The organism is Waltera sp., assembly GCF_046969025.1.
Taxonomy (GTDB): domain Bacteria; phylum Bacillota; class Clostridia; order Lachnospirales; family Lachnospiraceae; genus Acetatifactor; species Acetatifactor acetigignens.
In genome coordinates, this window is record NZ_JBKVQF010000029.1 from 1 (window position 1) to 21,480 (window position 21,480).

Annotated in this window: 17 protein-coding genes and 1 riboswitch; of the genes, 12 read left to right on the top strand and 5 right to left on the bottom strand. The window is 47.8% G+C overall.

Translation table 11 applies throughout. The annotated features are described in order from the left end of the window. Positions 1 to 47: 47 nt before the first annotated feature. The 3 genes from trhA to ACLTOH_RS13525 all read right to left on the bottom strand — a co-directional run bounded on the left by trhA (position 48) and on the right by ACLTOH_RS13525 (position 2,906). Entirely contained in the window at positions 48 to 698 is a 651-nt protein-coding gene (trhA, locus tag ACLTOH_RS13515; protein WP_172594694.1) for a PAQR family membrane homeostasis protein TrhA, read from the bottom strand. Between the two features lie 212 nt (positions 699 to 910). After that, positions 911 to 2,638, bottom strand: coding sequence for a hypothetical protein (locus ACLTOH_RS13520; RefSeq protein ID WP_412224256.1), 1,728 nt, complete (start codon positions 2,636 to 2,638; stop codon positions 911 to 913). 1 nt (position 2,639) lies between these two features. Next, positions 2,640 to 2,906, bottom strand: a complete 267-nt coding sequence (locus ACLTOH_RS13525; protein ID WP_022312526.1) for a hypothetical protein — start codon at positions 2,904 to 2,906, stop codon at positions 2,640 to 2,642. A gap of 366 nt (positions 2,907 to 3,272) precedes the next feature. Between ACLTOH_RS13525 and ACLTOH_RS13530 the strand changes: the two genes are divergently transcribed. The 4 genes from ACLTOH_RS13530 (at position 3,273) to ACLTOH_RS13545 (ending at position 6,477) form a co-directional block, all read left to right on the top strand. Continuing rightward, complete coding sequence (locus ACLTOH_RS13530) at positions 3,273 to 3,947, top strand: GTP pyrophosphokinase family protein (RefSeq protein WP_022312527.1); 675 nt, start codon at positions 3,273 to 3,275, stop codon at positions 3,945 to 3,947. A 553-nt stretch (positions 3,948 to 4,500) separates the two neighbouring features. Next, entirely contained in the window at positions 4,501 to 5,103 is a 603-nt protein-coding gene (locus ACLTOH_RS13535) for a hypothetical protein (RefSeq protein ID WP_412224257.1), read from the top strand. Positions 5,104 to 5,175: 72 nt separating this feature from the next. Further along, positions 5,176 to 5,739, top strand: a complete 564-nt coding sequence (locus ACLTOH_RS13540; protein ID WP_117464725.1) for a flavin reductase family protein — start codon at positions 5,176 to 5,178, stop codon at positions 5,737 to 5,739. 111 nt (positions 5,740 to 5,850) lie between these two features. Continuing rightward, complete coding sequence (locus ACLTOH_RS13545; protein WP_022312271.1) at positions 5,851 to 6,477, top strand: helix-turn-helix domain-containing protein; 627 nt, start codon at positions 5,851 to 5,853, stop codon at positions 6,475 to 6,477. On the opposite strand, the gene ACLTOH_RS13550 is transcribed toward ACLTOH_RS13545, so the two are convergent. Next, a complete protein-coding gene (locus tag ACLTOH_RS13550) occupies positions 6,474 to 7,664 on the bottom strand; it encodes a DNA polymerase IV (RefSeq protein WP_118538528.1) in 1,191 nt (396 codons plus the stop codon). The genes ACLTOH_RS13545 and ACLTOH_RS13550 overlap by 4 nt on opposite strands. A gap of 216 nt (positions 7,665 to 7,880) precedes the next feature. On the opposite strand from ACLTOH_RS13550, the gene ACLTOH_RS13555 reads away from it, so the two are divergent. From ACLTOH_RS13555 to metK, 3 genes are all read left to right on the top strand, one after another. Next, the gene (locus tag ACLTOH_RS13555) at positions 7,881 to 9,467 is read left to right on the top strand and encodes a M23 family metallopeptidase (RefSeq protein ID WP_117464723.1); all 1,587 of its coding nucleotides are present in this window, start codon (positions 7,881 to 7,883) and stop codon (positions 9,465 to 9,467) included. Positions 9,468 to 9,552: 85 nt separating this feature from the next. Further along, entirely contained in the window at positions 9,553 to 10,845 is a 1,293-nt protein-coding gene (locus ACLTOH_RS13560) for a UDP-N-acetylglucosamine 1-carboxyvinyltransferase (protein WP_118501932.1), read from the top strand. Positions 10,846 to 10,957: 112 nt separating this feature from the next. Then, a riboswitch (SAM riboswitch) is annotated at positions 10,958 to 11,061 on the top strand. A gap of 167 nt (positions 11,062 to 11,228) precedes the next feature. Continuing rightward, positions 11,229 to 12,419: a methionine adenosyltransferase gene (gene metK / locus ACLTOH_RS13565; RefSeq protein WP_022312267.1), complete on the top strand. Its 1,191-nt coding sequence runs from the start codon at positions 11,229 to 11,231 to the stop codon at positions 12,417 to 12,419. 109 nt (positions 12,420 to 12,528) lie between these two features. Here the strand turns inward: metK and ACLTOH_RS13570 are convergent, their stop codons facing one another. Further along, a complete protein-coding gene (locus ACLTOH_RS13570; protein WP_022312266.1) occupies positions 12,529 to 13,110 on the bottom strand; it encodes a 50S ribosomal protein L25 in 582 nt (193 codons plus the stop codon). A 392-nt stretch (positions 13,111 to 13,502) separates the two neighbouring features. On the opposite strand from ACLTOH_RS13570, the gene thrH reads away from it, so the two are divergent. The 5 genes from thrH (at position 13,503) to ACLTOH_RS13595 (ending at position 21,466) form a co-directional block, all read left to right on the top strand. Then, positions 13,503 to 14,102 (top strand): bifunctional phosphoserine phosphatase/homoserine phosphotransferase ThrH, encoded by a 600-nt coding sequence (thrH, locus tag ACLTOH_RS13575; RefSeq protein WP_117464803.1) that lies wholly within the window; start codon positions 13,503 to 13,505, stop codon positions 14,100 to 14,102. 243 nt (positions 14,103 to 14,345) lie between these two features. Then, positions 14,346 to 16,046: a methyl-accepting chemotaxis protein gene (locus ACLTOH_RS13580; RefSeq protein ID WP_227064769.1), complete on the top strand. Its 1,701-nt coding sequence runs from the start codon at positions 14,346 to 14,348 to the stop codon at positions 16,044 to 16,046. A 166-nt stretch (positions 16,047 to 16,212) separates the two neighbouring features. Further along, the gene (rsmH, locus tag ACLTOH_RS13585; RefSeq protein WP_227064571.1) at positions 16,213 to 17,277 is read left to right on the top strand and encodes a 16S rRNA (cytosine(1402)-N(4))-methyltransferase RsmH; all 1,065 of its coding nucleotides are present in this window, start codon (positions 16,213 to 16,215) and stop codon (positions 17,275 to 17,277) included. Positions 17,278 to 17,302: 25 nt separating this feature from the next. Continuing rightward, positions 17,303 to 17,677, top strand: coding sequence for a hypothetical protein (locus ACLTOH_RS13590; protein ID WP_118501935.1), 375 nt, complete (start codon positions 17,303 to 17,305; stop codon positions 17,675 to 17,677). Between the two features lie 15 nt (positions 17,678 to 17,692). Next, positions 17,693 to 21,466 carry a DNA polymerase III subunit alpha gene (locus tag ACLTOH_RS13595; protein ID WP_227064569.1) on the top strand — a complete coding sequence of 1,258 codons (3,774 nt, stop codon included), beginning with the start codon at positions 17,693 to 17,695 and terminating at the stop codon, positions 21,464 to 21,466. Positions 21,467 to 21,480 lie beyond the last annotated feature (14 nt).

Here is a 21,480-nt window from a genome sequence, read left to right on the forward strand (position 1 = left end):
GCAAGCGCCCATCGAGGTGTTCCACTCTATTTTTGCATGGCTCGTAGCTATGCTACATATAAATACATAAAAATGAAATGACATACGCTTCCGCCCATGACGAAGAGGTGGAACACTTCGTGGGAGCCGAAGAACTTATGTTTCGCATTGAAGATCGGCAGCTTCAGGGCATAGATGACACCGCCCACGGTGTAGATGATGCCGCCGGCCAACAGCCAGAGAAAAGCGGGCGTGGACAGAGTTTTCAGCAGAGGCCCGAATACCAGGACACATACCCAGCCCATGGCAATGTAGATCACAGAGGAAAACCACTTGGGACAGGTGATCCAGCAGGCTTTTACGATCATGCCGACAGCGGCAATGCCCCAGACAAGAGCCAGCAGCGTATATCCCAGCTTACCGCCCAACACAATGAGACACACCGGCGTGTAAGAACCGGCGATCAATACAAAGATCATCATATGATCCAGCTTCCGGAAGACCCGGAGACTTTTACCGGTGAGGTCCACGGAATGATAAGTGGCGCTGGCACCGTATAACAGGATCATGCTGCCCATGAAAATGGCCATGGCCAGGAAATTCTCCTGCCCGGACTGTACACCGGCTTTCACTAACAGTGGCACAGCTGCGAACACTGCCATCATCATGGCAATGAAATGGGTAATGGCACTTCCCGGCTCTCTTATGGTAATCTGCATAATAACTCCTCCTTTTCCCGACAGCAGCTGCCGTCTGCAAATCGAATCTATTTAAGATCATTTTATCCGACAATAGTATTTACTATTCCAAATAACAACACATATTCTGAAATACTTTTATATGTAGTTTTCAAAACTACATCTGACAATGCAAATACTACTGCATAAAAAAGGAAAAGTCAATAGTCATTCAGATATTTGGGAGAAAAGTATCAATAAGGATTGGCAGGAAGTCTGTAGATCAACAGTCCTTCATCATCAACCAGTAACTCCGCATTCTCTACCAGACGGGCATTTACTTCCGGATTTGTTGCAATGTAGCCTTCAGAACCTTTATCCCATACAATATATTCAGGCACTTTGTCCGGATAGAGCGTCCAGTATTGGAATAAGCGCTCATCGATGGTCGGAGTGCTGATGGTGGAATAGTTGCAGATCACGTAATCCTCCTGAAGATACATAATGCTCTTATGGCTGGCAATCAGTACTTTGCTGCCCCGGGGAATGAATTCGTCTAACAGACGTCCTCGGATATTATACTCGTAGCCATCGGAATACCGGCCGTAGATTCCTGCCATGGGGCCCTCTTCCGCCTTCTGCCGTGTGACGAAAATGGTGTCGTGACCGTAAATATTATACAACAGAAATCCTTTGTGAATGACGGCAAGTCCCACAAACAGCAGGACAAAAGATTTCCAGAAAACGGGAGATTCCAATGTTTCCCGCTCTGCATAGCATAAAGAAACCAACATACCGATAGCCATATAATCGGCAGACTCGTAGAGCATTGTATTGCTGGCTGTAAAAGCGGCAAGGAGCAAAAACAGAGAAGTAATACTTCCAAACCAGAACAATGCCTTATAAACAGGGGCCAATTCGCCAGAAGACTTTTTACGGCGGAAATAACAATAAATGCCCCACAGCGGGAACAGAAGATAGACGAACCCGGGATACTCGATATGCTTTTGCAACCGATACCATACAAAAAGCTGTTCCAGAATCAGGGAAATAATCAACAACAGGAAGAAACGGTAGTTTTTCCGGCATATGAATCGGAAAAAACACCAGAATACCAAAGTAATCACCAGAGCGACCAGCAGATAAGGAAAGGTTTCGCCGAGGCAGGAAAGGTTATCTTTTAATTTCCCAAGCAGTCCGACATCTTGGGAGCCGTCGGTCAGCATTTCTGACAAGCCATCCAGAAACTGCCGGAAAGACATATGACACAAAAAGTAGGCCAACCAACCCAGACCGCAGACACCACAGGTCCCGAGATAAATCAGAAGATTTTTCAGACGGTTTCCGGCAGCAGATAACAGCCAGATACCGATACATCCGGGAAGTACCACGAAAATACAGGTGGGATAAGAAAGCACAAGAAGGGAAGTGCTTACTCCGGCGGCAATCAGGAAAAAGGCAGGACGGCGTGCGGAGGTACCGCGATTCAGACTAAATTCCAGAAAGCTTAAGAAGACCAGAGTACTGAACCACAGAAGCATATTGGAAAAATCGGGAACGGTACTGTTCTTGGGAATGATATTGTAGTAAAAAACAGCAATGACAAAAGCAGTATTCTCAGTTACAAACTTACGGAAAGTCCGGTAGGTCAGAATACTGATGAGCAACTGTGTAACGACACCTACGATTCGCAGAAAGAGCACGGAGTATTTTAAGGTGTGAAACAACTGCATATACAGCCATAAAAAGGCAGCAGAAAAGAACGCGGAAGTCTGATGAGGCTCCCACATTTCCAGAAACATTCTGTCTCCCTGTACCAGACGGTAAGCCATAGATACGGCATACTGCTCGTCAATGTCGAATCCGAAGAAAATAATCTTGACGGTAGCAACTATAGATGCGGCAAGCAACAGATATTTCCACAGATTATGCAGCAATGCGGTTGCAAAATTTTTCTCTTGTGCGGAATAATTGCTGTTCATCTTAATCCTCCTCAATGATCTGGATCTCCAGATAGTCAAAATCGATGGACTCTACAAAACTGTCCTGGGTAAAACGGGTCTTGTTGTGACGTTTAAAGTCTGCAATATTCATATCCAGCCAGATGGGCGTACCGAGATCAAACTGATGGCAGACTTCGTCCAGAGAGTGAAAAACTTTATGGGTACGGGTATCGTCACTGCCGTCCTCGATGCAGGTGTCTTTCAGCATATGATTATTTTTAAAAATTTTGGCCCACATACGGAACATAGAAAATCTCCTTACGCAAAAAATCAGACATATTGGTCGTTAATAATAAATTATAATAGGAAGAGGTTTCCCCTGCAAGCAAAAAAAGTCACACAACCATCAGATCCATCTTATATTGTATATGGGATAGCTTTCGTCCGCCGAATCGGCACGTTTGCGAAAGCGTACTATAAAACTGCCCAATCAATCTTAAAAAATAATAAAGGTTTTGTTAAAATTATACATTTTTAAAAGGAGGTATGCTATAATTATCATAAATATCAACGTACGAATGCAGAATTTCCGTAACGAAAAAGCGTCTACGGAAGTAACAAATATGAAAAATGGTCGCAGAGCCTTCTGTGACAGAAGAGATTGAGAGGTAATATGGAGTTTAAGGTAGAAAACGGGGATGGAATCGACAGCTGGAAGGAGGTCACGCTGGTATACAGCGCCGCACTGCGTCAGATGGAGACAAAGATGCAGATTCTGAACGACGAGTTTCAGCATGTACACCAGTACAATCCCATCGAACACATCAAGGCACGGATCAAGACCCCGGAAAGCATTGTGAAAAAGCTCAAACGCTACGGGCAGGAATCCACCATAGATAACATGGTAAAATACATAAACGATATTGCTGGCATCCGCATCATCTGTTCCTTTACATCGGACATTTACCGCATTGCGGATATGATCCGGGATCAGAAGGATATTCAGGTGATCGCGGTGAAGGATTACATTACGTATCCCAAAGCCAGTGGCTATAAAAGCTATCATATGATCGTCAGTATTCCGGTCTATCTGTCGGACCGCACGGTGGATACGAAGGTGGAGATACAGATCCGGACGGTTGCCATGGACTTCTGGGCCAGCCTGGAGCATAAGATCCATTACAAATTCGAGGGCGATGCTCCGGAGAGCATTAAAAATGAACTGGTGGAGTGTGCGAGAATGGTGTCTGATCTGGATGCGAGGATGCTGTCTCTGAACGAAGAGATACTAGCCATCAGCCAAAAGAGAGAAGAGGAAAAACAATTAAATAGCGTAACATCCAAATAATCCAAAAGCTTCTGCCGGTGTAATACAAACGACAGAAGCATTTTTAATTCATAGGAAATTTCTTCCTATGAATTAAAAATGCTCCGCAGGGATCGCACTGCGGCGGTTATGAAATATGTCGCAAAAGCGACCCGCCGCAGGCGGAGAATCTCGCAAGCGAGATTCTTTTTTATGGTCAAAACAGTAATGGGATGACAGGAAAATCCCCATAAAATGAGGAGTGCCCAGACACCTTTCGGCGCCTGGGCTATTATGAAAAAATTTATCTTATATGCTTTGTTATCCGGAAGTCTTATCTCTTCCTTGACTGTATTTAAAGTATACCAACCAATTATGAACAAATTATGAACATGATGTGAAAACTTGGTGAATTTTACGAAAAAGTACAGAAACCAAAAAAGAAACTGTACAAATTGCATAAAAATGCGTAAACCATGAAAACACAGTATTCATGGGGTTTTGGTTGTAACCGGGGAATAAACATGGTAAAATAGGGACAGTTGAAAAGGGAAACTGTTCACATGAGGGACGAAATATGTTTGGAGGAAGATGGATGGATACTTTTATGGATAAACTTGCACAAAAGCTGAATGCCCAGGAAATGATCAAGGCGAATTCCGCGGCTGATGCCGAAGAGATGGATCAGCTGAAAAGCCAGCTGCGGGAATACGACGAGTGCCTGGCACAGATGCAGCAGGTCAATAAGGAACTGAAAGCGATCAATCAGGAGATGGAGAAGCTGATGTCCGAGACCATTGCTCCGGAAGTGACGAAGCTTTCCGAGGAAGGCGTGGCTGCCCTGCAGAAGCTGCAGCAGGAGAACACAGAGAAGCTGGAAGCTCTGGGACAGCAGTATACTGCCAAACTGGAAGAACTGCAGCAGAGTACCAAGGTGTTGGACGAGCTTCAGAAGCATGTGGATGAGAAACTGAGCACTACGGAAGAGAATGTACATAAGGAATGCGTAAAGGTATACCGTAATGTACAGGCGGTTGTGGTAGAAGAGAACGAGAAGCAGACCGAAGCCATCGCAGCAAAAGTAAAGGAAAACCTTGGCGGTAAATTGAACGGTGTGCTGGGAGTATCCATTGCGGCAGTAGTTCTGACGGTTGCGGATATTGTTCTTCATGTATTGAGCATTTTGCACATTTTCTGAAAAGGCAGATAAAGTATTCATTTAAGAATGCTGAAATTGATAAGAAAGTAACGGAAATGAGGTTTTACGGAAATGGGAAAACAACTTTGGAAGCCGGGAAATATGCTGTATCCCCTGCCGGTGGTCATGGTGAGCCTGGCTGACCGGGACGGCCGCCCCAATATTATCACGCTGGCCTGGGTAGGAACCGTATGTACCAATCCGCCCATGGTGTCGATCTCCGTACGCCCCGAGAGATATTCCTATCCGATCCTAAAGGAGAGCGGAGAATTCGTGATCAATCTGACCACGAAGGAGCTGGCATTTGCCACAGATTACTGTGGCGTGAAAAGCGGACGGGACGTGGATAAATTCAAAGAAATGGGACTGACTCCCATTCCGGCATCTGAGGTGAAAGCACCGATGATAAAAGAGAGTCCGGTGAACATTGAATGTAAGGTGCGACAGATCCTGCCGCTGGGATCCCATGATATGTTCCTGGCGGATGTGGTGGCAGTACATGCCGATGAAAAATATATGGATGAGAAGCACAAATTCCACCTGGAGCAGGCGGAACCCATCATCTATTCCCACGGTTCCTATTTCGGCTGTGGCGAATTGCTGGGAACCTTCGGATATAGTGTAAAGAAGCGATGAGTAACACAGGTAAAAAATTACTTGACGTTTGCCCTCCGTTTCGGTATCATAAGTCATAAATAAGAACATGGTAAATTTTACTACGAAGAAGTAGCATCAGACGGGAGTCTGATGCTTTTTTTATGCGGTGGCGGGAAAATATCTGCCGGGTACCGCAATCATGGGAAAGTCCGGGTGAAGCATATGACACAGATCGATAAAAACATAGCATTCAATCTGAAAAGAATCCGCAAATCCAAAAATATGAGTCTGGATATGCTGGCGGAGCGTACCGGTGTCAGCAAAAGCATGCTGGGACAGATCGAGAGAGGAGAATCCAATCCCACGGTGTCCACTATCGGGAAGATCGTGGAGGGATTGAAGGTACCTTTTGAACAGTTGATTTATAATAGGAAAGAAATCATGGTGGTGCCGTCTCCGGAAGAGGCTCCGGTATGCAAGGCAAAGGAAGGGGAATACCGGATCTATGTGATGCTGCCCTACGATGCCGGAAGAAATTTCGAGATCTATCAGGGCGAGCTGACCAGAAATGCCCGGATGGAAAGCGAATCCCACGGGGAGCAGACCTGGGAATACCTGACGGTGGTATCCGGGGAGGTCGAACTGATTCTGGAAGATTCCAGTTTTCTGGTGAAGACAGGTGGTTCTCTCTATTTTGCCTGTGACAGGAAACATGTCTATCACAATGTGGGTGAGACCAAGGCGGTACTCAACATGATCATTACCACGCAGCGTTAGAGAAAACGCCCCCGCTTGATGGCATCCTTGCCATATTTTGCCCGGATATTATCCAGTGCGGCATCCAGCTTCTGCTGTTTCTCGGAACGGGGAGCCGGAAAATCAAACAGGCTGAGCTGAACCGGTTCGTCTTCCGGCACCAGCTTGGAAGTGCGGATCCCCAGAAGCCGTATGGGAGTGGAATCCCATAATTCGTCGAATAATGCACAGGCATCTTCGTACAGGAGATTCACGGAAGCCGTGGGAATGTCTATCGGCATTTGGTGAGAAACGTTCCGGAAATCACTGTACCGGATCTCCGTGCAGATCTGTCCTGCCAACTGGTGGGAGGCCCGTAGACGCCTGCCCACGGATTCACACAGAGACAGCAATACTTTACAGGCTTCCTCTTTGGTGGTGGCATCGCTGCTTAAAGTGGTGGAGTTGCCGATCCCTTTTGCCTTGGAAGGAGCCAGGACTACTGTGGAATCGTCGATGCCGTTGGCATACTGCCACAGACAACGACCGTGACTTTTTAAATGTGCTTCCAGGATCGCAGGATCCGTCTTTGCCAGATCCCCGATCGTGAGAATACCTAATTTGTGGAGAGTCTCCGCACTGGAATGTCCGCAGGTGAACAGGGCGGAAACAGGCAGCGGCCACATTTTCTGCGCTATTTCCCGCTGATACAAGGTGTGAGTCTTATCCGGTTTCTCAAAATCAGAGGCCATCTTGGCCAGAACCTTTCGATCCGAAATTCCCACATTTACCGTAAATTTAAATTTTTCAAAAACAGAGTGACGAATGAAAGCAGCGGCTTCCTCGGGAGAGACGTAGTTCGCCGCAATGGGCGTATAGTCCATATAACATTCATCGATGCTGACCTGTTCGATGTCGGGGCAGATACCCGCCAGATGTTCCATAAGCATCTGGCTTTTCAGACGGTACATATTATGATCCGGAGAAGCCATGACCAGATGCGGATATTTGCGCAGGGCATTAACCACCGGTTCACCGGTAGTGATGCCGAAAGCCTTGGCGGGAATGGATTTGGCCAGAACCACACCGTGTCTGGTGGAGGTGTCACCGCCTACGATGGAAGGGATCGTGCGCAGATCCACAGGATCCCCCTGTTCCAGACGGGCCAGCGCCGTCCAGCTTAAAAAAGCGGAATTGACATCAATATGAAAAATGACCGGTTCCCTCATGGCGTCTCCTTTCCGGATCAGACCGTTTTATTTACTTCCAGTATAGCATAGATCGGTTCGGGAGAAAACAAAAAAATCGAACAGACATTCTTTCTTTACAAGGCATATAAATGCTGATAGAATCTATATGTTACAAAGTTATTACAGTAAGACAGGTATACAGAATGCCCGAAGGGGGCATACTGTTTTCAGATACGATAGATCGAGAAGGAATTCATGAAGAAACTGACATCTTACTCGAAAAGAGTAAAATATACATATGTGAAAACAACGCTGGCCACTCTTTTTGTGAGCCTCTTTTTCCTCAAAGGGTATGCAGCGTTTGAAAAGACCGGAGAGAATTACTTCCACGTGTTCCTGAACGGCAATGAGATCGGAACGGTGGGCGAAGCAGACAGAGCGGAGCAGCTTCTGCAGGAAGCCAGAAGGAATATCGCTTCCCAGAGTGATGATATGATCTTTGTGGACGCAGATTTAAAGCTGGTCGGTGAAGAAGTGCTGTGGGGAACACTGGACAATGAGGACAATCTGCTGGCAGCCATGGAACGGGAACTGGAGAGCAGTATTCGTGAGACTTCCCACAGATCCTATACAATGAAAGTAAATGAATATATGGTCAACCTGTCCAGCGTGGAGGATGTGGAGTCTCTGCTGCAGGCAGCAGTGGACAAATACGACAGTGAAGACAAATTCAGCGTGGAACTGACTCACGATGCACAGAAGGAATTCAATGTTCTTACCACCGAGGTAGTCAATAAACAGGAACTGACCGCTCAGGAAGAACAGAAGGAAGAATCCATCTATGCAGGCGGTGTACAGTCCGTACTGGATCAGGCGGGCTCCCAGGCAGACCAGCAGGGGGAAAAAGATTTCGAAGACTATGATCTTGGGCTGATGACCATGGACTTTGCGGAAAAGGTGGAAATCGTAGAGACCTATCTTCCGGAAAGCATGTTGACTCCGCTGGATCAGGCAATCGAGGATGTGATCAAGGATCAGGAGACCCCCGGAGAATATGAAGTAGTCAGCGGAGATACCCTGTCGGAGATTTCGATTAAAGTAAATATTCCGATGGATCAGATCATCGCCATGAACAGCGAGACACTGACCGATGAAAATTCTACGATCCGCGTAGGGGACAAGCTGATCATTACCGTGCCGCAGCCGGAGCTGTCCGTGGAGCGCATGGAGCAGAATTATTATGAAGAAATCTATGATGCAGATGTAATTTATGTGGACAACGATTCCTGGTATACGACCCAGACCAAGATTTTGCAGCAGCCCTCCGCCGGTTTCCGTCGGGTAGTGGCGGATGTATCTTATCTGAATGACAGAGAGGTCACCAGGGATATTCTGAAGGAAGAAGTGGTCATGGAGGCAGTTCCCAAGATTGTGGAACGAGGCACCAAGATTCCTCCGACCTATATCAAGCCTATTTCCGGTGGACGTCTGAGTTCCAATTTCGGACGCAGAAAGTCACCTACCAAGGGTGCCAGCAGCTACCATAAGGGTGTGGACTGGTCGGTTCCTACCGGAACTGCGGTATTTGCATCCTGCGGCGGTACAGTGGCCAGAGCCGGATGGGGAAGTGGATACGGTTATTGTGTCTATATCAACCATGAAGACGGCAGACAGACCCGATACGGACATCTGAGCAAGGTGCTCGTCAAGGTCGGCCAGACGGTAAAACAGGGAGAACGTATTGCACTGAGCGGTAATACCGGCGTAAGTACGGGACCTCATCTTCACTTTGAGATCCTCATTAATGGTAGCCAGGTGAACCCGTTGAAGTACCTGAATTAGGGCGTTGTATTTACAAATGTGCGAAAATGTGGTATAAGTGCATAAGAAGGTTTTTCTGATCTGAGAATGACAGAGGTAAGAAACAATGGAACAATACGCAATTAAAGGCGGTAATCCATTAGTCGGTGAAGTTGAAATAGGAGGTGCCAAGAATGCGGCACTTCCTATTCTTGCTGCTTCCGTGATGACGGATGAGACTGTTTATATAGAAAATATGCCGGATGTAAGAGATACGAATGTCCTTTTGAGCGCCATGGAGAACATCGGCGTGATCGTAAAGAGAACCGACCGTCACAAAGTGACTCTCAATGCATCCAACATCAGTGAACTTGTAGTAGAAGATGAAAATATCAAGAAGATCAGAGCGTCCTACTATCTGATCGGTGCTTTGTTAGGTAAATACAAGCATGCGGAAGTGGCACTTCCCGGTGGATGTGATATCGGCTGCCGTGCCATCGACCAGCATATTAAGGGCTTCCGTGCTCTGGGCGCGGACGTGAAGATCGAGCATGGCCTGATCAAGACACAGGCGGAGCATCTGCGCGGCAGCCATATTTATATGGATGTGGTCAGTGTCGGCGCTACCATCAATATCATGATGGCTGCGGTAATGGCGGAAGGCACCACGATTATCGAGAACTCTGCCAAGGAGCCTCATGTGGTGGATCTGGCGAACTTCCTGAACAGCATGGGAGCAAATATCAAGGGTGCCGGTACGGATGTGATCCGTATCAAGGGTGTTTCCCATCTGCATGGCACAGAGTATGCCGTGATTCCCGATCAGATCGAAGCCGGTACGTTTATGTTCGCAGCGGCAGTGACCAAGGGCGATGTGACGGTGAAAAATGTGATTCCGAAGCACCTGGAGTCTATTACGGCAAAACTTCTGGAGATTGGCTGTGAAGTAGAGGAGGCGGATGACTGTATCCGTGTGGTAGCGTCCAAGCCTCTGAAGCATACCCAGGTGAAGACCCTGCCTTATCCCGGATTTCCTACGGATATGCAGCCCCAGATCACAGTGGCGCTGGGACTTTCCAAAGGAACCAGCATCGTGACGGAGAGTATTTTCGAGAACCGTTTCAAATATGTGGATGAGCTGACCCGTATGGGCGCCAGCATCAAAGTAGAAGGCAACACCGCTATCATCGACGGTGTATCCAGATATACCGGAGCCAATATTTCCGCACCGGATCTGCGGGCGGGAGCAGCACTGGTACTGGCTGCCATGTCTGCAGAAGGATTCTCTACTGTGGATGATATCCGCTATATTGAGAGAGGTTATGAGGATTTCCACCTGAAATTACAGGGACTGGGAGCCCAGATCGAGTTGATCGAGACGGAGCGGGACCTGCAGAAGTTCAAGCTGAAGATCGGTTAATGAGTGGATTTCTCATAAACCACAACAGAATGACATTTTGAAAAAAATGTCTGTTGACAAAACAGGTAACTCATAGTAAGTTAATTAGCGTAGAAAAGTTCATATAGACTTTCCCTTATTCAGAGTGGTGGAGATACATAGGATCGATGAAGCCACGGCAACCCCGCAGAATGCGGAAGGTGCCCACCTGAGCGAATAACTGTCGAACAATAAGAGGATTTGATCGCACAATAAATCAGTCCGCTTATGAAAGCGGACTTTTTTGCATCATTCAGAGCTGTCGGCATTGAAAATTTGATTTTACGAATGAGGCTCTGAATGACAGGACTTTAGCAACTCATACACTAGACCCTCTTCCCACAGGGAAGCAGAATGGAGGACAAATGGAAAAACGTTTATTTACATCGGAGTCCGTAACCGAAGGACATCCCGACAAAATCTGTGATGCCGTATCTGATGCGGTACTGGATGCGCTGATGGAGCAGGATCCGTTCAGCCGTGTAGCATGTGAGACCTGCACCAATACCGGTTTCGTACTGGTAATGGGTGAGATCACCACCAAGGCAAATATTGATATTCCCGCTATTGTTCGTAAGACCGTGACCGAGATCGGCTATGATTCTTCCGAGAAGGGATTCGACGGCAACACCTGTGCCGTTATGGTATCTCTGGACAAGCAGTCCACTGATATCGCCATGGGCGTAGACAAGGCCCTGGAAGCAAAAGAAAGCCACATGACCGATGAACAGCTGGATGCCATCGGTGCCGGAGATCAGGGTATGATGTTCGGCTATGCTACGGATGAGACTCCGGAATATATGCCGTATCCCATCTCTCTGGCACACAAGCTGACCAGACAGCTGACCAAGGTTCGTAAGGATGGTACACTTTCCTATTTAAGACCCGACGGAAAGAGTCAGGTATCCGTAGAGTATGATGAGAATGGCAAGCCTTTTCGTCTGGAGGCAGTCGTTCTGTCTACCCAGCATGACGAACATGTATCTCAGGAGCAGATCCATGAGGACATCAAGAAGTATGTATTCGATCCTGTTTTGCCCGCAGACATGATCGATGCAGACACCAAGTTCTTCATCAATCCTACCGGACGTTTCGTAATCGGCGGACCTAACGGCGACAGCGGACTGACCGGCCGTAAGATCATCGTAGACACCTACGGTGGATATGCACGTCACGGCGGCGGAGCATTCTCCGGCAAGGACTGCACCAAGGTGGACAGAAGTGCGGCATACGCAGCACGTTACGTTGCCAAGAATATCGTAGCGGCAGGACTGGCTGAAAAGTGTGAGATCCAGCTGTCTTACGCTATCGGTGTGGCACATCCTACTTCCATCATGGTAGATACCTTCGGTACGGGCAAACTGCATGATGATAAGCTGGTGGAGATCATTCGTGAGAACTTCGACTTAAGACCCGCAGGCATCATCAAGATGCTGGATCTGCGCAGACCTATCTACAAGCAGACCGCTTCCTATGGCCACTTTGGACGTACCGATGTGGATCTGCCCTGGGAGAAGCTGGACAAGGTGGATTTATTGAAGAAATACCTGGCATAGTTACGAGCCATGCAAAAATGAAACAGGAACTGTTCCCGGGAGTTTACTCACAGGGAACAGTTCCTGTTTTGATTTTTATGCGGCACATGTATGAATGAAGCATGGCGTTTTATTTGGTTTCCTCTGTCTCCTCGGTCTCGTCTGTCTCTTCCTGCCCATACTCTCCGATATGGAACAGCTGCTGTTCTCCGGAGGTAGTGACATGCACACCTTTTTCTTCCAGCTTCAGATCCTTGACATACATGGTCTTCGTAGTCTGGGGCAGAGCGGCCAGATCAATTTCAACGGGCTCCAGCAGATGTGCGGGATCTGCTTTGTAATGCACCTCGGACAATTCTGCTTCGAAGATACCCTGTACCTTGTCTTCGTTCACATAGACAATGGGAACAGTAGCGGATACGATTTCGCCGGCTACCAGAGCCTGAAAGTCCAGAGCCATATATTTCTTGGTCAGAGGATCAAAATCAATATTTTTTACCAGAACATCTACATTCTTACCATCCAGTTCCAGATAAGCCTGGGTGCCTTCTTTTGCATTCTTGATAAAAGCGGATGCATCCTTCTCTGTGAATTTCAGGGAAACATTCTCTTTCATTTCTTTTCCGTACAAAACACCGGTGATAAAACCGTCTCTTCTTAATTTCTTTGCTTTTTCGTCAGGATTTCTTTTTTCAGCTTTTAATGTCAACATAATAATGACCTCCTCGATCTCTACGTTTGTTTCGTGTAGATGAGAGCTTGTAGAAGTTCTTTTTGCACTATGGTTATTATAGCACATATAGAACAAAGTAAACAGTTAAAATGTCACAAAAATAACAGAAAAAAGTGGAATTTACAAGCAAATTTCAGAAAACAATGTGAAGCGGCACTCTTTGGCATCTACGACATGAAACGAAAATATGTAAAACACATGGAAATATTCGTTTCAAAATTGTGTGCGTATGATGATATATCTGAGAAAAATTTACAACTGCATTACAAGAACACGTTACAACAATAAAGTAAAAGGTTGCGTAAAAAGGTAAAATGGGGTATACTTGTCACAAATACATTTGAATTTACTGGGAGGACATAAGGATGGATATGAATATTGTATGCCTGGATCTGGAGGGAGTACTGGTGCCGGAGATCTGGATCGCTTTTGCGGAGGCCAGCGGAATCCCGGAACTGAAGAGAACCACCAGAGACGAGCCGGATTACGATAAATTAATGAAATGGAGACTTGGCATCCTGAAGGAACACGGTCTGGGACTGAAGGAGATTCAGGAGACTATCGCGAAGATCGACCCCATCCCCGGGGCGAAGGAATTCCTGGATGAGCTGCGTTCCATTACCCAGGTCATCATTATCAGCGACACTTTTTCACAGTTTGCGGGCCCTCTGATGAAAAAACTGGGTTACCCCACCATCTTCTGTAATTCCCTGGAGGTAGCTGACAACGGTGAAATCACCGGTTTTAAGATGCGTGTGGAGAATTCCAAGTACACTACGGTGAAGGCATTGCAGTCTATCGGCTTCCAGACCATCGCCAGCGGTGACAGCCACAACGATCTGGGCATGATCCAGGCCAGCAAGGCAGGGTTCCTGTTCAAGAGCACCGAACAGATCAAGAAGGATCATCCGGAGCTGCCGGCCTATGAGACCTATGACGAACTGATGGCAGCCATCAAAAAAGCATTATAATCTCCTATATTACTATTACTATGAAAAACTCTCCGGACAGATGTTATTCTGTTGAGGAGAGTTTTCTGTGTATACAGTGAATGCGTTTAATGGAGAATATTGATCCGCCACACACGGAAAACAGGGAAAAGACAAATAAAATATAAAAATATAATCGAAATTAAAAAAGTTATTTACATATTTTTACAAAATGTTACAATATTATAATATGACTTGTTATCAACCAATAGTAAGGAGAGGAAAATGTTCGAAAATTTGAAAATCAGGCAGCGCCTGAAAAAAGCTTTTGTCATTATTGTAGTTATATCATCTATTGCAGGAGTGCTCGGAGCACTGGCAATGATCGTTACCATGAACCGCTATCAGCATGCATTGACCAATTACGGTTTTTCACAGGGAGATATCGGTAAGGCCATGACTGTATTCACGGATGTAAGATCCGCAACCCGTGGAATCATAGGATATAACGACCCGGATCTGGTGGACGGTCTGATCACGACTCACGATGAGAAGAAGCAGGCTTTTCTTGAATACTGGGAAGTTGTCGGCGAGACTGTTGTTTCTTCAAAGGAGAAGGAACTGTATGATCAGGTAAATGAGCAGATTCAGCAGTACTGGGAGCTGGATCAGCAGGCCATTAATACCGGTAAGGTGGATATGGAAGAGAAGCGTATGCAGGCACAGGAGCTGATGCAGAATCAGGTAGCACCGCTTTATAATGAAATTTATGATACCATGCGTGAACTTATGAACGAGAATGTCCGTGAAGGAGATTCCCTTTCTTCCATACTGAATATCATGGGATTTATTTTCCTGCTTATCATTGTTGGTGTGATCGTGCTGGCAATTATCATTGCAACGAGAATGGAACATGCAATCTCTCAGGGAATCGCAGCACCGCTGGATGCATTGGCAAAGCGTCTGGAGACTTTTGCACAGGGTAACCTGTCCGATCCGTTCCCGACACTGAACAGTAAGGATGAGATCGCTGACATGATTCATTCTGCAAATGAAATGGCAGAAAAGCTGAGTTTTGTCATTGCCGACACCGGAGAAGTTATGAGCCAGATGGCAAACGGCAATTACAACATCACTTCCAAGAACCCGGATATGTATCAGGGTGATTTTGAACAGTTGTTTCTGTCTATCCGTAACATGAAGACACAGATGGTTCAGACACTGCGTTCCATCGAGGAGTCTTCCAGGCAGGTATCCGCAGGTGCAGCTAACCTGGCAGATGCTTCCCAGAATCTGGCAGAGGGCGCTACCGAGCAGGCAGGTGCCGTAGAAGAACTGCAGGCTACCATTACCAACATTACTTCCAATATTGAGCAGGCTGCTGAACAGGCACAGGAGTCCTATGAGCAGGCCAGAAAATATGCAAACGAAGCAGATAACAGCAGAGCAGAGATGAAGGCTATGGTGGATGCTATGGCCAGAATCAGTGATACTTCCAACAAGATCGGCAATATCATTTCTGAAATCGAGGATATTGCATCCCAGACCAACCTGTTGTCCCTGAATGCTTCCATCGAGGCAGCCAGAGCAGGTGAGGCAGGCCGTGGATTCGCTGTGGTTGCTGACCAGATCCGTCAGTTGGCAGAGCAGAGTACCAAGTCTGCTGTAGATACCAGAGACCTGATTGAAGGTTCCATGCAGGAGATCAAGGAAGGCAACCAGGCTGCAGACAGCGCTGCTGCTTCCATCGAGATCGTAGTAGACGGTATCGGCAAGATTGCAGAGTCTTCCCGCAGTATCAGCGAGATCTCCAAGGACCAGGCCAATGCCATGGATCAGGCAGAGCAGGGTGTCAACCAGATCTCCGAGGTAGTACAGTCCAACTCCGCTACCGCAGAAGAATCTTCCGCTACCAGCCAGGAATTGTCTGCACAGGCAATCTCTCTGGATGAGCTGATCAGCAAGTTTATTCTTCCTCAGGAATAAGAACGGCTGAGACATTGAGAAAAATATAGTACAGCTGGAAAAGCAGGTATCGGCAACGATGCCTGCTTTTTTTCTCTGACAGGAAGTGGACAAGGATATCTGATATGCGATATAATTACAGGGAACAGAACTGGAACAAAATGAGTGAAATGAGGTAACCATGGGAATGGATCAGGAACAGACACCCCACAAGCGCCGGGTGCGTTATAAAGGGAAATACCCCAGAAAATTTGAGGAAAAATATAAGGAATTACAGCCCGAAAAATACGGAGATACCATTGCCCATGTGATTCAGAAGGGAAACACTCCCGCAGGCATGCATATCTCCATTATGGTAAAGGAGATTCTGGATTTCCTGAAGATCCAGCCGGGAGAGACCGGATTTGATGCAACACTGGGCTACGGTGGACATACGAAAGCCATGTTGGAGCAGCTGCAGGGGCGTGGGCATATCTATGCCACAGACGTAGATCCGGAGGAGTCTGCCAAGACGAAGAAACGACTGGCAGAGGCCGGTTACGGAGAAGAGATTCTGACCATCAGATTACAGAATTTCTGCACTATAGATGAGATCGCAAAAGAGGTCGGCGGATTTGATTTTATTCTGGCGGATCTGGGAGTATCTTCCATGCAGATCGATAATCCCAGCAGAGGTTTTTCTTTCAAGGTGGACGGTCCGCTAGATCTCAGACTGAATCAGCAGCAAGGAATCAGTGCAGCAGAGCGCCTGGATACCATCAGCAGAGAAGAACTGGCGGGAATGCTTTACGAGAATTCCGACGAACCCTACTGCGAGGAACTGGCGAAGGCCATCACCGATGAGATCCGTAAAGGACACCGGATCGATACTACTACAAAATTAAGGGAAGTCATCGAAAAGACTCTGGATTTCCTCCCGGAGAAGGAGAAAAAGGATACCATCAAAAAGACCTGTCAGAGAACTTTTCAGGCCTTGCGTATTGATGTGAACCGCGAATTTGAAGTATTGTATGAGTTCATGGAAAAGCTGCCGGGAGCCTTGAAACCTGGCGGAAGAGTAGCTATCCTGACTTTCCATTCCGGCGAAGACAAGCTGGTGAAGCAGGCATTGAAGGAAGGCTACCGGAACGGCATTTATGCCGATTATGCGAAAGACGTGATCCGCCCTTCTGCGGAGGAATGTGTACAGAACGGCAGAGCCCGTTCCACGAAGATGCGTTGGGCGGTCCGGGCGGAAGAACAGACAGACTGACAGACGGAACAAAGGAGGTGTGAGAATGACTGTCATGGAATTTATCAATGCACACAGAGAGGATATGGATCCCTGCGAGTGCGTGATCCTGCCGGACGGCAGTGTGGAAGAGCCACAGCCTTCTCATATCAAAAAGCTGGAGGAAATCTCCGGCGAAGATAAACTGACACTGAACAGCCGTATGGAGAAAAATATGGAGCCCATATTTTTCATGGTGGAGTATACCGGCTGTATGTTAATATGGAGTACCCGTGTGGTGGTGCCTTCCCATCCCACACCGGCACAGGAAGAGACACTGGAGACCTTGTATTTCGCGGCGATGCTGGCTCCCGGCTACCACAGGGAACAGGTGGGAGCAACTTACGAGGAATGCGTCAGAAAAGCAAAAGAACTGCACTAGAAAGGGAACGACAAAATGGCATTTGCACATCTTCATGTTCATACAGAATATTCGCTGCTGGACGGTTCCAACAAGATCAAGGAGTACGTAGCCAGAGTCAAGGAACTGGGCATGAACAGCGCAGCGATCACCGATCACGGTGTTATGTACGGTGTGATCGATTTCTACCGTGCGGCAAGGGAAGCAGGAATTAAGCCGATCCTGGGCTGTGAGGTGTACGTGGCTCCCAACTCCCGGTTTGACAAGGAGCTGACCGGTGGAGAGGACCGTTATCACCATCTGGTGCTGTTAGCGGAGAACAATACCGGCTATGCGAACCTGATGAAAATCGTCAGCCGTGGCTTTACGGAAGGATATTATTATAAACCCCGTGTGGACATGGAAGTGCTGCAGGAGTTCCACGAGGGAATTATCGCATTGTCTGCCTGCCTTGCAGGTGAAGTGCCCCGGTTTATTCTGAAGGGAATGAAGGACGAAGCGAGAAAAGCGGCCCGCAAATACGAGGCCTGCTTCGGCAAGGGCAATTATTTTCTGGAATTGCAGGATCACGGTATCCCGGAGCAGCGTACGGTGAACATGGAACTGCTCCAGATGAGCAGAGAACTGGACATTCCGCTGGTAACCACCAACGATGTGCATTACACCTATGCTGAGGATGCGATTCCCCACGATATTCTGCTGTGTCTGCAGACCGGCAAAAAGCTGGCGGACGAGGATCGCATGCGTTATGAGGGCGGTCAGTATTACGTCAAGAGCGAAGAGGAAATGAAGGGACTGTTCCCCTATGCATGGGAGGCCGTGGAGAATACCCAGAGGATTGCAGACCGTTGTAATGTGGAGATAGAGTTTGGCGTGACGAAGCTGCCGAAATACGATGTGCCGGAGGGGTACGATTCCTGGAGCTACCTGAATAAGCTCTGCGATGACGGACTGGCAGAGCGTTACGGTGACGGTGACCAGCCTGCCGGGGAGACCGGACAGACCCTGCGGGAACGTCTGGATTACGAGCTGGGTGTCATCCGCAGAATGGGATATGTGGACTATTTCCTGATCGTATGGGATTTCATCAACTATGCGAAAGAGCACGGGATTCCGGTGGGACCGGGACGAGGTTCCGCTGCGGGAAGTATCGTGGCATATTGCCTGAAGATCACCAACATTGATCCCATTCATTATAATCTGCTGTTTGAACGTTTCCTGAATCCGGAACGTGTGTCCATGCCCGATATTGATGTGGACTTCTGCTTCGAACGGAGACAGGAAGTCATTGATTATGTGGGCAGAAAATACGGCAACGACAAGGTGGTGCAGATCGTTACGTTCGGTACCCTGGCAGCCAAGGGTGTCATCCGTGATGTGGGACGTGTGATGGATCTGCCCTATGCTTTTGTGGATTCCATTGCGAAGATGGTTCCCAACGAGTTGAATATTACCCTGAATAAGGCTCTGGAAATGAATCCGGAGTTCCGTAAGCTGTACCAGGAGGACGAACAGGTACATCATCTGATTGATATGTGCAAGCGTCTGGAAGGACTGCCCAGACATACCTCCATGCATGCAGCGGGTGTAGTCATCTGCCAGAAGTCGGCGGATGAATTTGTTCCTCTGTCCAGAGGCTCCGACGGTTCCATCGTTACCCAGTTTACCATGACGACATTGGAGGAACTGGGGCTTCTGAAAATGGATTTCCTTGGGCTGCGCACGCTGACAGTGATCCATGATGCGGTAAAATTCATTGAAAATACCACCGGCAGACATATTGATGTGGATGCGATTGACTACAACGATCCGAAGGTGCTGGCATCGATCGGCACCGGCAGAACGGAAGGAGTGTTCCAGCTGGAAAGTGCCGGAATGAAGAGCTTCATGAAGGAATTGCGTCCCCAGAATCTGGAAGATGTGGTGGCTGGTATTTCCCTGTATCGTCCAGGTCCTATGGATTTTATCCCGAAGTATATTCAGGGTAAAAATCATCCGGATGCGGTAACTTATGCCTGTCCCCAGCTGGAGCCGATCTTAAAGCCCACCTACGGCTGTATTGTATATCAGGAACAGGTAATGCAGATCGTTCGTGATCTGGCGGGCTATACACTGGGACGAAGCGATCTGGTGCGCCGTGCCATGAGTAAGAAGAAACAGTCCGTCATGGAAAAAGAGCGGGCCAACTTCATCTACGGCAACCCGGAGGAAAATGTCCCCGGCTGTATTGCCAACGGCATTGACGAGCAGACAGCAGGGCAGATCTACGATATGATGATGGATTTTGCCAAATATGCGTTCAACAAGTCCCATGCGGCCTGTTATGCGGTAGTGGCTTACCAGACAGCGTATTTGAAATACTATTATCCCGTAGAATTCATGGCGGCGTTGATGACTTCCGTCATCGATAACCCGAAAAAAGTATCGGAGTATATTTTGAACTGCCGGAACATGAATATCGCCATTCTGCCGCCGGATGTAAATGCGGGAGAAGCCGGATTCTCTGTGACAGACGGCAAGATCCGCTATGCCCTGACAGCTATCAAGGGTGTGGGACGTCCCATCATTGACAGCCTGGTACAGGAGCGTAAGGAAAGAGGCCCTTTCACGAATCTGAAGGACTTTATTACCCGCATGTCCGATAAAAAAGAGATGAATAAGCGGGCTATTGAGAACCTGATCAAAGCAGGAGCCATGGACGGACTGGGCGGTACGAGAAAACAGTTCATGAGTGTCTATGTGCAGATCGCGGACCATATTGCCCATGATAAAAAGAACAATCTGGCCGGACAGATCTCCCTGTTTGACATTGCAGGGGAAGAAGATAAGGAAGAATTCGATATCCGGATGCCGGATGTGGGCGAATACAATAAGGAGATGCTGTTGGGCTTCGAAAAAGAGGTGCTGGGTGTCTACGTCAGCGGTCATCCCCTGGAGGAATATCAGGAGCTGTGGCAGAACTGCATCAGCAATACTGCCGGGGATTTTGCCCTGGATGAAGAGACCGGAGAGGTGCAGTTAGTCAGGGACCAGGCCAATGCAGTCATCGGAGGATTGATCGCGGACAAGACAGTAAAATACACCAAGAATGACAAGATCATGGCATTTTTGAATGTGGAGGATCTGATCGGTAATGTGGAAGTCGTGGTATTTCCACAGGTGTACGAGCGCTACAGCACCTTGCTTGTGGAGGATGCGAAGGTGTTTATCCGGGGCAGAGTATCCCTGGAAGAAGACAAGGACGGCAAGCTGATCTGCGACCAGATCATCAGTTTCGAGGATGCGCAGGCTGCGAGAGCGGCGAACCAGCCCCTGTTCCCCAGAAATTACGGAGGCCGGGGCGGCAGCAGCCGCGGCGGATCCTACGGAAACGGAAGTGGAAATGGCGGTGCCGGTGGATACCGGAATGCCGGGAACGGCTACGGACAATACCAAAATGACGGTATGAACAGCAGCAGTATGTCGGTGGGACAGACCGGTCAGGCAGCAGGACAAATGCAGTCCGGGCAGCGTACACAGGCAAATGGAACCCCTCAGAAAAAAGGCATGCCGGCGGGAGCCTGGATCCAGTTCCCCAATATGGAGGCCTATAAGACCAGAGAGCAGGAACTGCTGCAGGCCATTGCGGATTCCGACGGGGATGACGATGTGGTGATCTATCTGCGGGACATTAAAAATATTAAGATCCTGCCCCAAAATCTCCAGGTAAAAGCTGACGGGGCATTAATGGAAAAGCTTACAGTGCTGTTCGGAAAAGAAAATGTTAAATTTATAACGAAACCTATTGAAAACCGCTCAAAAATAGATTAAAATAAGGAATCGAG